The organism is Psychrobacter sp. UBA6291 (assembly GCF_002439405.1).
Taxonomy (GTDB): Bacteria; Pseudomonadota; Gammaproteobacteria; order Pseudomonadales; family Moraxellaceae; genus Psychrobacter; species Psychrobacter faecalis.
This window is the reverse complement of record NZ_DJUD01000058.1, coordinates 14,322-29,371: the sequence shown is the minus strand read 5'-3', so window position 1 is coordinate 29,371 and position 15,050 is coordinate 14,322. Positions and strand designations below refer to the sequence as shown.

12 protein-coding genes are annotated in these 15,050 nt (G+C 45.7%); 10 read left to right on the top strand and 2 right to left on the bottom strand.

Annotated features, from left to right (window positions below; all coding sequences use genetic code 11):
• The first annotated feature begins 202 nt into the window (after positions 1-202).
• From B3R91_RS10250 to B3R91_RS10215, 8 genes are all read left to right on the top strand, one after another.
• Positions 203-1,432, top strand: a complete 1,230-nt coding sequence (locus tag B3R91_RS10250) for an acetate/propionate family kinase (protein WP_286797530.1) — start codon at positions 203-205, stop codon at positions 1,430-1,432.
• A 110-nt stretch (positions 1,433-1,542) separates the two neighbouring features.
• On the top strand, positions 1,543-3,699 hold the full coding sequence (pta, locus tag B3R91_RS10245) for a phosphate acetyltransferase (protein ID WP_286797529.1): 2,157 nt from the start codon (positions 1,543-1,545) through the stop codon (positions 3,697-3,699).
• Between the two features lie 201 nt (positions 3,700-3,900).
• Complete coding sequence (locus tag B3R91_RS10240; protein WP_286797528.1) at positions 3,901-4,812, top strand: nicotinate-nicotinamide nucleotide adenylyltransferase; 912 nt, start codon at positions 3,901-3,903, stop codon at positions 4,810-4,812.
• 149 nt (positions 4,813-4,961) lie between these two features.
• Positions 4,962-5,375 (top strand): ribosome silencing factor, encoded by a 414-nt coding sequence (gene rsfS / locus B3R91_RS10235; RefSeq protein WP_068406254.1) that lies wholly within the window; start codon positions 4,962-4,964, stop codon positions 5,373-5,375.
• A gap of 199 nt (positions 5,376-5,574) precedes the next feature.
• Positions 5,575-6,348 (top strand): MOSC domain-containing protein, encoded by a 774-nt coding sequence (locus tag B3R91_RS10230; RefSeq protein ID WP_286797527.1) that lies wholly within the window; start codon positions 5,575-5,577, stop codon positions 6,346-6,348.
• A gap of 93 nt (positions 6,349-6,441) precedes the next feature.
• Positions 6,442-7,320, top strand: a complete 879-nt coding sequence (locus B3R91_RS10225; RefSeq protein WP_286797525.1) for an N-acetylmuramoyl-L-alanine amidase — start codon at positions 6,442-6,444, stop codon at positions 7,318-7,320.
• Positions 7,321-7,349: 29 nt separating this feature from the next.
• Complete coding sequence (locus B3R91_RS10220; protein ID WP_191690133.1) at positions 7,350-7,553, top strand: hypothetical protein; 204 nt, start codon at positions 7,350-7,352, stop codon at positions 7,551-7,553.
• A gap of 8 nt (positions 7,554-7,561) precedes the next feature.
• Positions 7,562-7,957, top strand: a complete 396-nt coding sequence (locus B3R91_RS10215; RefSeq protein WP_286797523.1) for a hypothetical protein — start codon at positions 7,562-7,564, stop codon at positions 7,955-7,957.
• A 332-nt stretch (positions 7,958-8,289) separates the two neighbouring features.
• Here B3R91_RS10215 and purL read toward each other — a convergent pair whose 3' ends face one another.
• Positions 8,290-12,333, bottom strand: coding sequence for a phosphoribosylformylglycinamidine synthase (gene purL, locus B3R91_RS10210; protein WP_286797521.1), 4,044 nt, complete (start codon positions 12,331-12,333; stop codon positions 8,290-8,292).
• 298 nt (positions 12,334-12,631) lie between these two features.
• Here purL and B3R91_RS10205 point away from each other — a divergent pair, with 298 nt between their 5' ends.
• Positions 12,632-13,126 carry a pyridoxamine 5'-phosphate oxidase family protein gene (locus tag B3R91_RS10205; protein WP_286797519.1) on the top strand — a complete coding sequence of 165 codons (495 nt, stop codon included), beginning with the start codon at positions 12,632-12,634 and terminating at the stop codon, positions 13,124-13,126.
• A 357-nt stretch (positions 13,127-13,483) separates the two neighbouring features.
• Positions 13,484-13,978, top strand: a complete 495-nt coding sequence (locus tag B3R91_RS10200; RefSeq protein ID WP_286797518.1) for a pyridoxamine 5'-phosphate oxidase family protein — start codon at positions 13,484-13,486, stop codon at positions 13,976-13,978.
• Between the two features lie 136 nt (positions 13,979-14,114).
• Here B3R91_RS10200 and pgsA read toward each other — a convergent pair whose 3' ends face one another.
• Positions 14,115-14,801, bottom strand: a complete 687-nt coding sequence (gene pgsA / locus B3R91_RS10195) for a CDP-diacylglycerol--glycerol-3-phosphate 3-phosphatidyltransferase (protein WP_068404644.1) — start codon at positions 14,799-14,801, stop codon at positions 14,115-14,117.
• Positions 14,802-15,050: the final 249 nt, after the last annotated feature.

The following is a 15,050-nucleotide window of genomic DNA, read 5'->3' as shown; positions in this document are numbered from 1 at the left end:
CATACTTTTTAGAACACCACCAGAAAAATATTAAAAACAATGCGAAAAGTAAGACTAAAAGCAATGATAAAAATCAGCGATAGGATTGTTGCGTATGGCAGCTGTTTGGCTTACGGCGACAAGAATATGGCTGGTTTTTTTATGTAATCGATGACTATCGATGTCGAATCACCACCCAAAAAATAACTTCTAAGGATAGAGTATGAGCACTGGCGTAACCACCAATTTTAATGATAAAGACTCTGAAACATCGAATCTAACCAACCCCACTTTAGTACTAAATTGCGGCTCCTCTTCAATCAAGTACGCGCTGATCAGCGAAGACAATGCTACGCGTATCACAGGTCTGGCAGAAAACTTAGGCCTCGACACTGCGCGCATCAAACACACGACGCTAAATGGTGAAAAGCTAGAAATCGCCATCGCTGGCGGTCGTCATGAACTGGCCTTGAAAAAAATCCTTGAGTTACTTGAGCAATATCACTTTATTGCTGTCGGCCACCGCGTAGTGCATGGCGGCCGCGAGTATTCAGAAGCGGTGCGTGTCGATCAGCATGTGTTAGAAGAAGTCAAACGCTTAAAAGTATTGGCACCGCTCCATAACCCTGCCAACGCGCTAGGTATCGAAGCGGTACAAGCGATTTATCCCGAGATTCCGCAAGTGGTGGTATTTGATACCGCCTTCCACCAAACCATGCCACCTGTTGCCTTTCGCTATCCGCTACCAAAAGTCCTTTATGATGAATATAAAATCCGTCGTTACGGCTTTCATGGTACCTCGCACGCTTATGTATCAGAACGCGCCAGCGAAATCACCAGTGCTAAAGCGCCACATGGTTGGTTGACCGCGCACCTAGGTAATGGCTGCTCGGCGACGGCTGTCTATAATGGTGAAAGTCTCGATACCAGTATGGGTTTGACGCCGCTTGAAGGGCTGATGATGGGCACGCGCAGCGGTGATGTTGACCCAAGCTTGCATATTCATCTCAAGCGCCAGCTAGGCATGAGCTTAGAAGAAACCGATAAGATGCTCAATAACGAAAGTGGGCTGCTGGGTATTTCAGGCTTATCCAATGATTTACGTACCATCGAGCAAGCAGCAAATGAAGGTCATCAAGATGCTAAGCTTGCGATTGAGATGTTCTGCTACCGCGTCGCTAAGTACCTTGCCAGCTTAAGCTGTGCGCTACCTGACTTTACCGGCATTGTCTTTACCGGCGGGATTGGGGAAAACTCAGTGACCACGCGGACGCGTATTTTAGAGATGATGCCGCATTTTGGTATCAAGGTAGATAGCACTAAAAACGCTAGCTTGGTCGGTGGCAAAGAAGGCAGTTTCCATGCCGACGATAGCAGCATTGAGCTGTGGGTGGTACCAACCGATGAAGAATGCCGCATTGCCCAAGAAACGCGCGAAGCCTTAGGTTTGTAAGCATCAGATTGCTAAACAAATCATTACTTGTGCCATAAGAAAACAGGGAGCGTTTGTATGGCACAAGGATAAAACGCGCTTAAAAAATAAAATAAATAGTAGGATACATTATGCAAACTTTTTTACTTGTGCCCATCAGTCGCGGTATCGGTGTGACGTCAGCGGCGTTAGGCTTGATTCGCGCCTTTGACTATAACGGTATCAAAGCTGGCTTTATGAAGCCGTTTTTACAAGACGATACCTTAGATAAGCAAAACAGTTTAGACAGCTCAAGCGCGCTGGCAATGCACGCTTTTGGTCTTAATCCACCCAAATCTATCAGCCGTCAGCGCCTTGAGCGTATGCTTGGCGACGACAATCTTGATGATTTGATGGAAGAAGTAGTCGTCAATTATCATACCTTAGGCGACGACTACGATGTGGTGATTTGTGAAGGCTTAGTATCGACGACTGAGACCTCTTATGCGTCGCAAATCAACCGCGCCATTGCCCATGCCTTAGATGCTAAAATCATTTTTGTCAGCACCGCCGATACCAGTAAACCTGCCTATCTGGCTGACAAGCTTGACGTCCACGCCCGTGAATTTGGCGGTATCGCCAGTGAGCGCACGCTTGGTTGTATCTTGATGCGGATGCACAATTTGCCAAACGCCCAAAGCACCCTCGAAAATCAAATGGTCGCCCCAGGCGAAGCCATCGTCAATTTAGACGAGGGCTTTATGCAAGAAGTGCAGCGCTTGTCACCGCACTTTAATACCGAAGAGTTTCGCTTAATCGGCGTGGTGCCCTTCAGTGATTCGCTCTCTGTACCGCGTACGTGGGATATCGCCGCTGAGCTCGACGCCACTTGGTTAAACGTCGGTGAGGCAAAATCGCGCCGTATCAACCGTATCAGTTTGACCGCGCGCTCGGTCGCTCGCGTTGATGAAGTCTTTAAACGTGGTACGCTTATCGTTGTGCCGGGTGACCGCGACGACTTACTGTTGGCCGCAGGACTTGCTTGTATCAACGGCATCCCTTTAGCAGGACTGGTATTAACTGGCGGCGTGGTTCCAAGCGAAACAGTCGCTGAGCTTTGGCAGTCGGCGCTCAAAACCGGCATCCCTATCATGAGTGTCGAAAGTGACAGTTATGAGACCGTACAAAGCCTGATGCATATGAGCTCTGAGATTCCAAGCGATGATACCGAGCGCGCTGAAGAAGTGGCACGTTATGTCGCCGCGCATTTAGACCTCAACTGGATTAAAGAGTACTTTAGCCAAGAGTATGAGATGCGCCTGTCTCCTTCGGCATTTCGTCATCAAGTGGTCAAAAAAGCGCAAAATGCCAAAAAACGTATCGTGCTCCCAGAAGGCTCAGAGCCACGTACGGTGGAAGCGGCGTGCATTTGCCAAAGTCGCGGTATCGCCAACTGCGTGTTGATTGCCAAGCGTAGTGAGGTCGAGCAAGTAGTGAAAAATCGCGATTTGGTGTTGCCTGAGGGCCTTGAGATTATCGACCCTGATACCCTTGATATGGATAAATATATCAATGCCGTGGTTGAGCGCCGTAAAGGTAAAACCAACGCCGAAGTCGCTGCTGAATACCTAAAAGACACGGTTTATTTGGGTACGACCATGCTCGAGATGGACGAGGTTGACGGTCTCGTTTCTGGGGCGATACACACAACCGCGAATACCGTGCGCCCTGCGTTTCAGCTGATTAAAACCGCGCCGCAGTATTCGCTGGTATCGTCAGTATTCTTTATGCTGCTACCTGAGCAAGTGGTGGTCTATGGTGACTGTGCCATTAATCCTGACCCGAACGCCGAAGAGCTCGCTGAAATCGCCATTCAATCGGCGCAGTCTGCCGCCGCCTTTGGTATCAATCCAAAAGTGGCGATGATTAGCTACTCAACGGGGTCATCTGGTACGGGCGCTGATGTCGAAAAAGTCATTCGTGCAACCGAAATCGTCCGTCAGCGTGCGCCGCACCTCGCCGTCGATGGCCCATTGCAATATGATGCCGCTTCGGTCATGAGCGTCGGTAAACAAAAAGCCCCTGACTCACCGGTTGCCGGACAAGCAAACGTCTTCATCTTCCCTGACCTAAACACTGGTAACACCACCTATAAAGCCGTACAACGTAGCGCCAATGTGGTCAGTGTCGGACCGATGTTGCAAGGCTTGAATAAGCCCGTTAATGACTTATCGCGTGGTGCGTTGGTCGATGATATTATTTATACCATCGCCCTGACCGCCATCCAAGCACATAGCGACGCGATTTAATCTCGGTACCGTTTATAATTTACAGTCATGCTTAATCGCTATACATTTAACCGACTATCATCATGATGGTCGGTTTTTTATTGGCTATTTTTGTTAAATCTTTAGGGCTTTAAAACATACGACCCTACTGAGCGCTCGACAATAATGCTATAGTTCACTTAACGACACTGTCCATTCGCAGCGCTTTTTGCTCATTTATTTATGGCTTATTCTAAAGACTATCACCTAACGAAAAACGCCAAACCTGCCATTCGCGCCTATTTGGGTGGCTCATTTGATCCTGTACACAATGGTCATCTGCAAATGGCGCTGTATGTTTATCAAAGTTTATTACCAATAGCAAAGCATCAACAGCGCGAGCTACAGGTGTCATTACTACCCAATGCGCGCTCACCGTTTAAAGCAGACAGCACCGACCCTAAGCACCGTCTGGCCATGCTAAAGCTGGCTATAAAAAATACCCCGCTACAAATCAATGAGCTTGAGCTGTGGCAAACGCCGCCGGTCTATACCATTGATAGCGTAAAAACCTTACGCGCGCGCTACCCGCACGATAGCCTGATATTTATCATGGGCATGGACAGCGCGCACAGTTTGGATAAATGGAAAGACGGTTTGACGCTGACCGATCATGTCAATTTATGGGTATTTAATCGGCTTAGCATTGCTGAAAATGACCCTATTATTAAAAATGACCCTATTATTAATAATAATGATGAAAATACTATTGCACAAGAAAAGCTTATTAATCAAGACTTAGTAACGTCAAACCTTACTGCACTGCAATCTCAGCTTCCCATAGCATTGCAACACTTCATCACTGACTCGGCTACTGACCTTGTCGCGCCAGCTTTAAAATCTTTAACAGCCAGCAGTAACTTGAAAAACGCCGCTCAAGGACGCATTTATATAGACCCGCGCCCTGTGGCAGCGATATCAAGCACCCAAGTACGTCAACAGCTGCGCAAGCAAGGTTCGCAAAACGCAACTTTACAGCCAATAAATGCTATCATTAACCCGACTGTACCCAATTCGTTCGCTAAATGGCTAAATCCTGCCGTTTATCAATATATTATCGACCATCAGCTATATTCTGCTGCTCAATTCCGTTAAAATCGCCTTATACGTTTAACTTTACCTATTTTATCCATGTTGCCGCAAAAACACCTGCCTATTTACCTATTTTTCAAGGGCTCGTGAGCAAGCAATGTGATGATTTACTATTTTATTTTTAATATTTATGATTGAAGAGAAGACCATTTATGACCAATACCATGACTGAAGAACGCTTAAAAGAATGCTTAGCGGTAGTCGAAAACACGCTTGACGATATGAAAGCAAAAAATATCACTGTTTTAAACGTAGAAAATCTAACGGACGTGATGGAGCGCATCGTCATCGCTGACGGTACTTCAAAACGCCACGTCCGTGCGATGGCAGACAGCGTCGGCGCTGAAGTTAAGCAAGCGGGCTTTATGCCACTTGGCCGTGAAGGCGGTACCGATTCTGACTGGACGCTGATTGATTTGGGCTCTGTTGTCGTGCATATGATGACGCCAGCTGCGCGTGAGTTCTATGACTTAGAAGGCCTATGGTCGTCACCTGATCAATTGGCTGAGCTGGTCGCTGTACCGCGTGAGAAGAAAACCGCAGGTCGCCGTAATAAAAACAAATAATCTTGTTTGTTAACAGCACTGTTTAAAAAAAGACCAGAGTCAACTCTGGTCTTTTTTTGTTTAAAATTTGGTACAGATAAAGGTTAAATCGCTAAAGCCATATAATCACATGCCCGATTAGGCTAAGATAATAGCCATCTTTAACATCTCTAATGAATTAACCACTCGCCTAATAAATCCCGATCGATTAGGATATTCCATGAGCATAGAGCAAATAACATCTTCTAGCCAAAAAAATAGTGCTGATTTCAATCAAACCCTGCCGCTACATATCGCCAATTTAACCTGCGTGCGCGCGGGTAAAGCCATGCCGTTTGCCCGTGAGCAGATGAGCGCCATTGATAAAGCGCCGATCGAAGCGCCTGTCGCGGTCAACTTTATGGGATTAACTACCGATGAACAAGCCGACCGGCGTCATCATGGCGGCCCCTTAAAAGCGGTGCATCAATTAGCAACGGCAACTTACGATAAGATTAACGCTGAGTTTGGCTTAAAGGTACGCGTTGGCACGCTTGGTGAAAACCTAACGACTGAAGCGGTAAACGGTCTGCCTGCAATGGATGAGTCGACGGTGTGTATTGGGGATATTTTTCAATACGGTGGGCAATATGGCAATACTGATAATAACAACAGCGTCCAACTTCGCATCGTGCAACCTCGCCGCCCCTGCTACAAAATCAATGACCAAATCGGACAGTTTAAACTGAACAAAGTGCCAAATATCGCCTCTTGGGTGACCAAACAAGGTATCGCTGGCTGGTATTTTCAGGTTGTACGTGATGGTATGATTCACGCTGATTTGCCGGTTTATCTCATCGAACGCCCCTATCCTTTTGCGACGCTAGAAAAGCTATGGCAACTGGCCAATTCAAAAGAGAAATTTGCTGCAAAGGTTATTGAGCCGTGGCTAGCAATTGAATGTTTGGAGGACAGTTGGAAAACGGTTTTGACGAAGAAAATCCGCAAGGATTAAAAAGCTTTAAAAATATCTCAATCTTATCTATCTACTATCAATATCAGATAAAGGTAAGCATCATCGCCTACCCTTATTCATACAGAGCATTTCATGGCAAAAAATATCTTTTTAGCATGTGCCTTAACGCTGCCTTTAATTGGCTGCGTGACCACGCATAACGCCCAAATAGCGACCAGCGAGCCTTTCGTCATCGATAGCGAAACCTATCAAGCTACGGGCAAAAGCGAGCGTATCAAAACCATTATTTTGCATTATACGGTGAGTAATAATGCCCGCGCTATTAGGCTTTTGACTACTGGTGACGTCAGCGCTCACTATCTGATTTTGGATAATAACGATAATAAAATTTATAACTTAGTGCCCGAGGGCGAACGCGCGTGGCATGCTGGCACGGGCGGTTTTGCTGGTAGAACGATACTCAACGATACCTCTATCGGCATCGAGATTGTCAACCCAGGCATCAAACCTGAATATCGAGACGCCTTAAAAAGCGGTGCGCTCGACTATCATCCTTATGAGCACTATGTCGAATTTAATGAGGTTCAGATTCAAAAAGTAGCGCAGCTGGTACAAGACTTGGCGAAAAGATATAATATCTCAGCAAAGAATATCATCGGTCATGCCGATATGGCACCGTCGCGTAAAATCGACCCCGGTGCCAAGTTCCCTTGGCAACGTCTATATACAGAGTACGGCATTGGCGCTTGGTATGATGAGTTTGATAAGCAATTTTTTATGAATCAAGACGCGTTTGCCGCGGCAACGATACCTGAGATTAAGCAAGCGTTTCGCGATTATGGTTATCAAATCAATGACACAGACGTATGGGATAAAACCAGTCGCGATGTCGTGTATGCCTTTCAATTGCATTTCCGTCCGCAGCAGCCAACGGGCGAGCTGGATTTAGAAACTTATGCGATACTACGTGCACTCAATAAGAAGTATGCTGGTCGTGATGACTTTTATTAATGGATAAAAAAATAGTAGGAGACATAACCATGAGCAACTCACAATACAACGAGAAAAATGAGCAAGACGAGCTACAGAAATATCTGGAAGAAAAAGCAAGGCAGGAGCAAGAACAGGAAATAAAAAAAGAACAAGAACATGAGCAGCTGTCGGCTTATGAGGCTTGTGTGTTAAGAGAAAGCGCAAAGATTCATGAGTTGATTGCTGAGGCGCAGAAAGGGAAAGCTGATTAGGAAAAAATATGGATAAAGAAATCATCTTTTATGATCTTCGTATGCTAGTGAAAGCAGAAAATGGAGCTTACACTTTAAGTATTTCTGTTGAAAGTGGTTTCGCAGAATATAACGTGATCATAGATATAAATGCTCAAGACTTCAAAATAATCGAGAACGATAAATATAGAGTGGCATTGCTTCAAGCTGCGCTACATAGACCCTTTCAACTTCAAGAAACTACATTAGACAAGAGTGAACAACGATATTACTTAGATAAGATACTTCATGCGAATGAATCTGAGGTCAATACTTTTCTTACAAAGCTAGACCATGGACAAGCTAACGGTGCAATATCTAACATGGTGCGTAAATCAAGTGACAGAGATATAGAAAATCTTCGTAATGGCGACTGGTTTTATTGAAAAGCTCGTAGTGTGCACCTAGCGCACCGATTAAAATTAAAGTTCAGACTAATTTATCATAAAATGGTCATTCAGAGGCGCGTTTTAGCCCCGACTGTAGCGGTATCCTGCTGGATTGGGCGAGTTGCGGTGGCTAGAGATTGAGGTGGTGTCGAGGTAACAGCAACATCTCAACTCGTGTCACCGCCTCGCCCAGACTGGCAGATATAAGCGAAAAGCGGGATTAGCTCCCCTACTTCTTAAAAACCCAAATCCCAAACATAAAAAAGGTGAGCCGAAGCCCACCTTTTTTTATGTTTAAAACAATGATTTAAAACAACTTAAGCTATATCCTAACGCAACCAAGCGCGAGCGTTACGGAACATACGCATCCACGCGCCGTCTTCATCCCACGCTTCTGGCTTCCAGCTGTGATTGTAGGCACGTAGCGTACGCTCAGGGTGCGGCATCATGATGGTGACGCGACCGTCAGTGCTACACAGACCTGTGACACCGCCGAGCGAACCGTTTGGATTGAGCGGATAAGTCTCGGTTGGATGACCTTGGCTATCGACAAAGCGCATGGCAAGCTGACCGTGTTTTGCCATACCGTCGATCTCGGTATTGTCCAACGTGGCATAGCCTTCACCGTGCGCGACAGCAATTGGTAAGATACTGTCTTGCATACCTTTAAACAGGATAGACTTGGTACGCTCAACCTTGACGTTGACCGTACGCGCTTCAAAGCGGGCTGATTTATTGGCAATAAATCTTGGAAAGTTTTCAGCACCTGGGATTAAATCTTTTAACTGAGCCATCATCTGACAACCGTTACAGACACCGAGTGAGAACGTATCTGGACGGGCAAAGAAGCGCACAAACTGCATGCGCAATTCGTCATGGAACAAGATAGAATTTGCCCAGCCCGAGCCTGCGCCGAGTACGTCACCATAGCTAAAGCCACCACAAGCGACTAAACCGTCGAAGTCGCGTAGATTGATACGACCTTCAAGCAAGTCACTCATATGCACGTCGACCGCTTCAAAACCTGCTTGGGTAAAGCCTGCCGCCATTTCTGTCTGACCGTTGACGCCTTGCTCACGCAGGATAGCGACTCTTGGCTTGCTTTCACGGCTAGCTAAATATGGCTCTTCCACTTTTTGATTGAGGTCAAAGTTTGGTGCAGCGATAAGCCCTTGATGGCTGGTATCGCTAATCAAATCATACTCTTGCTGTACGCACGCTGGATTGTCACGGCGGCGGGCAATTTGATAGCTGACCTGACTCCATTCTTGTTGTAGCTCAGAACGGCTAAAGCGTAAGGTATCATCGCCCATATGTAGCGGCGTTTGGATAATGAGGCTGTCTTCCTCACAGCTTTGACCGACGAGGCTCAGCATATCGCTGACGTTAAATTCTTCTGCCAATTGCATGAGAGCGGCGACGTTTTCTGGTAAGACTTGAATGACCGCGCCCAGCTCCTCACTGAATAACTGACCGAGTAAATTTTTATCGTCCAATGACAGCTTGATACCTTGTCGACTGGTGAATTGCATCTCGGCAATCGTTGCTAGCAAACCGCCATCGCCGATATCGTGATAAGCGCTAATGACGCCTTGGGCATTACCCGCTTGGACGAAGTTAAAGAAATCGATTAAATCGCTTGGCTTTTCAAGGTCAGGACATTCATTGCCCAATTGGCTTGCCGTTTGCGCAAGGATTGAACCGCCAAGGCGCAGTTTACCTTTTGACAAATCAATACGGTAGAAGGCGCTATCACCATTGATTAGCTCAGGTGTTAGCGTTTTTGCCACGTCAATAACAGGCGCAAAAGCAGTAATCACGAGGCTCATTGGCGAAACCACTGATTTATCTGTGCTGCCGTCTTTATTGCTATCCGTCCAATTAGCACGCATCGATAGCGAGTCTTTACCAACAGGAATCGCTATACCGAGTGCTGGGCATAGCTCTTCACCGATCGCATGTACGGCGTCAAACAATGCAGCGTCCTCATTGTCATCGCCGCAGGCTGCCATCCAGTTCGCTGACATGGTGATATCAGATAACTGATTAATACGCGCACCAGCAATATTGGTAATCGCTTCACCGACGGCTAAGCGTGCAGAAGCTTTTGGGCTAATAAGGGCAACAGGCGTACGTTCACCAACGCTCATCGCTTCACCGCTCATCGGCTGACCATCTAGCGCTAATAAACCAGACGCGGTAACGGCGCAATCGGCAACGGGCACTTGATAGCGACCGACGTACTGATCGCGAACAACCATACCAGTGATTGAGCGGTCACCGATGCTAATCAAGAAAGACTTGCTCGCAACGGTTGGATGACGCAATACATCTTTGATAGATTCAGCTAAATTAAAGTTATTAAGCTCAAGCGGTGGCAGTTCTTTCTCTTGACGGCTAAAGCTACGCTGCATCTGCGGCGTTCCACCGAGCAGTACTTGCATCGGCATATCGACTGGCTGCTCATCGAGCATCTCATCATCAACGATAAGCTGACGAACTTCCGTCGCTACGCCTAAGATAGCATACGGACAGCGCTCACGGGCACAGATGGCATCAAACTGATCTTTACTCTCTGGGCGAATCGCTAACACATAACGCTCTTGCGCTTCGTTCGACCAGATAGCCATCGGTGACATTCCCGCTTCCAGCGACGGGATTTTACGCAGGTTTAAATGGGCGCCCATATCATGGTCATCGACCAGCTCAGGCATAGCGTTTGACAGACCGCCTGCGCCGACGTCATGAATAGAGACGATGGGGTTACCGTCTTTACTAGCATTGCTGGTATTACTGGCATCAGCGTCATTTCCCGACGCTTCATTCCCAGCGAGCGCCCAGCAGCGATCAAGGACTTCTTGACAGCGACGCTCCATCTCAGCGTTATCGCGCTGCACAGAAGCAAAGTCCAAGCCTTCATCTAGCTCGCCGCTATCGACAGACGATGCTGCGCCGCCGCCCAAACCGATTTGCATTGCAGGGCCACCAAGGACGATTAATAAATCACCTTGTTGAATGGCATTTTTTTCAATGAGGTTACGTTTGATATTGCCGTAACCACCGGCCAGCATGATGGGCTTATGATAGCCGCGCATTTGGCTGCCATCTTTTGCCGCTGACGTGTCCAATTGGAAACTACGGAAATAACCGCATAAGTTTGGACGACCAAACTCGTTCGAGAAATTGGCTGAGCCAAGTGGTGCTTCGGTCATAATCTCAAGGCTGGTGGCCATACGATCTGGCGTACCGTAGTCTTGCGTGCTGACTTGACCTGATTGCTCCCATTTTTCCGTAAGCTCTGGAATATGTAGATGTGATACATGAAAACCAGTCAAACCTGCTTTTGGCTTACCGCCACGACCGGTTGCACCTTCATCACGAATCTCACCGCCCGCGCCCGTCGCTGCACCGGCATAAGGGGCAATCGCCGTTGGATGGTTATGAGTTTCAACTTTCATTAAGATATCGATTTCTTCTTGATGAAAGTCATAAGGATGGGCAGAATTTACATCCGTGGCATCAGTCGGCACTGGGTAGTAACGCAGCCCCTTAGCACCAGCCATCACCGCGGCGTTGTCTTTATAAGCCGACAAGATACCTTGGGGATTGGCTTTATAAGTATTTTTAATCATTTGGAACAGGGATTTTGGCTGCACTTCGCCATCAACTGTCCACTGAGCATTAAAGATTTTATGACGGCAATGCTCTGAGTTGGCCTGCGCAAACATCATCAGCTCAACGTCAGTTGGATTACGTTTAAGCTCATTGACATAGGCATTCATCAGATAATCGATATCTTCGCTCGACAAGGCAAAACCAAATTCTTTATTGGCGGCTTCTAGTGCTGATTGACCTTGTCCGATGACGTCGATGCGATTAAGCGACGCTGGCTGTTCATCATCAAACAGTTTATTTACGTCATTTAAATCATAAACTAGGCTTTGGGTCATACGGTCAAACAATAATTGCTCAGCGGCTTTAGGAAGCTTGTTATTGGTTGCGCTCAATTCACCGTCTGCTTTTGCATCAATCGTTAGGGTATAAACGATGACGCGCTCGACGCGTTTAATCTCAATTTCACAGTTATTAAAGATATCGGTCGCTTTACTGGCCCACGGCGAAATCGTCCCAAAACGCGGACCGACGATCACTTGTACTTGATTGGCCTCTGGAGCGGCAAGTTGAATATCGGCATGCACCCCAAACAAATCCAGCGCTTTTTTCTGCTCATCACCTACGAGGTCGCGCGATAGCACATAAACCTGCTGAGTATTGATGTGGCTGACATTTAGCTCGGTTTTTTGCTGAAACTGACTGATGAGTTGCTGCGTCTGAAAATCGGTAAGAAACGGTTGTCCGGCGATGGTCATCATAAAGGCATAATCCGTAAGATCAAGGCATCTCTGCCATGCAAAGTAAATGGTCCGCGTATTATAACAAGAAGACCTGTAATAAGCAGGTAAAAGCAGGATAAATTGCCAATAATCTATAGTCCTTAAATTGCCCGATTGCTCATGCTGATTTTTACTCAATCCTTGTATATTTTACAAACGCTCACATCGCATTACGGGCAACCTATATAACTGTATGGGCCACTATCGTTATTCTACAACCAGCTAATAACTAAAACGATTAACTACCCCTATAATTTTAAAGTAATAAGGATATAGTATGAGTAAGCAAGAACAGATTGACAAAATCCAAGCCGTTATCAAAGACGTTAAATTTGCGATGATGAGTACAATCAATGACAAGGGTGATTTGCATGCTTGGCCGATGACTACCAATAAAGCGGATGTTGCTGCCAAAGAAATTTGGTTTATCGGTGATAAAACCTCAGACGTCGTCAAAGACATTCAAAACGATGCAAGAATTGGATTAACATACGCTACTCAAGATGAAAAGAATTACGTTTCTATCAGTGGTAACGCTGAATTATCAACCGATAAAGACAAGTTAGATGAGCTATGGTCGCCTGTTTATAACGCCTTTTTTGCTGAAGGTAAAGAAGATGAAAACGTCCAATTGATTAAAGTGGTACCACATGGCGCTGAATGCTGGATTAGCGGTAGCTCAGTGGTCAATATGTTTAAAATGGCAACCGCAGCGGTACAAGAAGGTAAAACTGCTGAAGATTTAGGCGAGACTTTCTCCGTCTCTCTATAACCTCGCTTTCTGTAAGTTTTGCTGTCTTAATAATAAAAAAATAAAGCACAAGACGGATACTTTAAACGCCAGTAAACTTTCATTTACTGGCATTTTTTGTTTTTAATTTTGCCAATATGTTTATGACCTTGCTCGTTATTTTCAGCACATTAAAGCTTACAAAGCGTCACAGCGTATTACAGAGCAGCTATATCGTTTTATTAAGCAACTTTATTATATTAATAACTGATTGCACACATAACGAGTCATCGGCTAAGAGTTATTAATCATTCATCAATTATCTGCCGATAGCTTTTAAACCCAAGCTTTAAACCCAAGCTTTTAAACTGCCTATTTCAATAGTAAAGGATAACTATTATGAGTAAACAAGCGCAAATGGACACCATCCAAGCGATGGTAAAAGACATTAAATACACCATGATGACCACGCGCAATGGCGAAGACCATTTGCACTCTTGCCCAATGAACACCACCGAAACTAGCATTGGCGCCAAAGAGATTTGGTTTATTGGACACACGCCATCTGAAACTGTCGATAACATTAAGCAAAATGCGGAAGTAAATTTGGCTTATACATCTAAAGGTGATGATAGGTATCTATCTATTTCTGGTACTGCTGAATTGGTTGAGGATGCAGAAAAACTCGATGAACTATGGTCGGTTATGTATAACGCCTATTTTGAGCAAAGCAAAGAAGATCCAAGGGTACAGCTGATTAAAGTGGTGCCGCATGGGGCGGAATACTGGGCAAATGGTAATGCCATTACCAGCGCGGTCAAAATGACGGCGGCGGCAGTTACCGATACAGCGATTGAAAAAAGTTTAGGGGAAAATTTCTCTATTGAGTTGTAATTATTTGATCATTAAATACAGTTAAAACTATGATAAATAAAAAACGCCAGTCACTTATCATGACTGGCGTATTTGTTTATGAGCGGTTTAAACTTAAGCATGTAAACTTAATGACTGATAGCATTTATTCTACATACTAACCGCTTTGTTTTAAATACGGCCATGCAGCTCTTAAGTAAATCATCATCGACCATAAGGTTAAAATCACCGCCGCCACCATCAATATATAGCCTATCATTTCAAGCGATTGCCAATTTAACAATAACACAGTGATGGCGATCATCTGAAAAGTGGTTTTGAGTTTGCCGACATACGAGACAGCAACACTGGTACGATTGCCAAGCTCCGCCATCCACTCGCGTAGCGCCGAGACAGCAATTTCACGCGAGATAATCACAATCGCCGCAATCGCCATGATGATATTGGGATGCCATTGCACCAAGATAATCAATGCGGCTGCGACCATTAGCTTATCAGCGACTGGGTCTAAAAAGCGCCCAAAAGCAGAGACCACGTTAAGCTTACGGGCAAAGTAACCATCGAGCCAATCGGTCACCGCGGCGATAATAAACACACCGGTTAGCAGCAAATGGCGCAGCAAACTGTCGCTAAATTCGCTCATACCTACCCGCGCGATGACATTGTCCGAAATCGCTGGCATGCCAATTCCCATGGCAGGTGGCCAATAAGCAATCGCCACAAACAGCGGAATCATTAAAATACGCGCAATCGTAAGATTGTTGGGTAAGTTAAAGATACTTCTGTCGTTTGGCGTTGGTAGCGGTTTTTGTTCTGGTGTGTGCAGCGGTGTACTCTCGGTCATGACAAACCCAGTTTATAGTGAACGATAAGAATGTGGCTAGCTTAGCATTTTTCAGCCATGTCGTCATGCTTCTGTGCCGGTCGGTTTTGGCTTTACTCAATTACGAGTGTTACTGAGCAAAAAATGCTTACCAAAACGATTATGATGATTTTTAGCTAATAATCGTCGAACAATAAACCAAAACGTAATGACATGTAAGCAAGCTAGGTAAATCTGTCAATTTCAGTTATGATGACTGAGGAATAAATA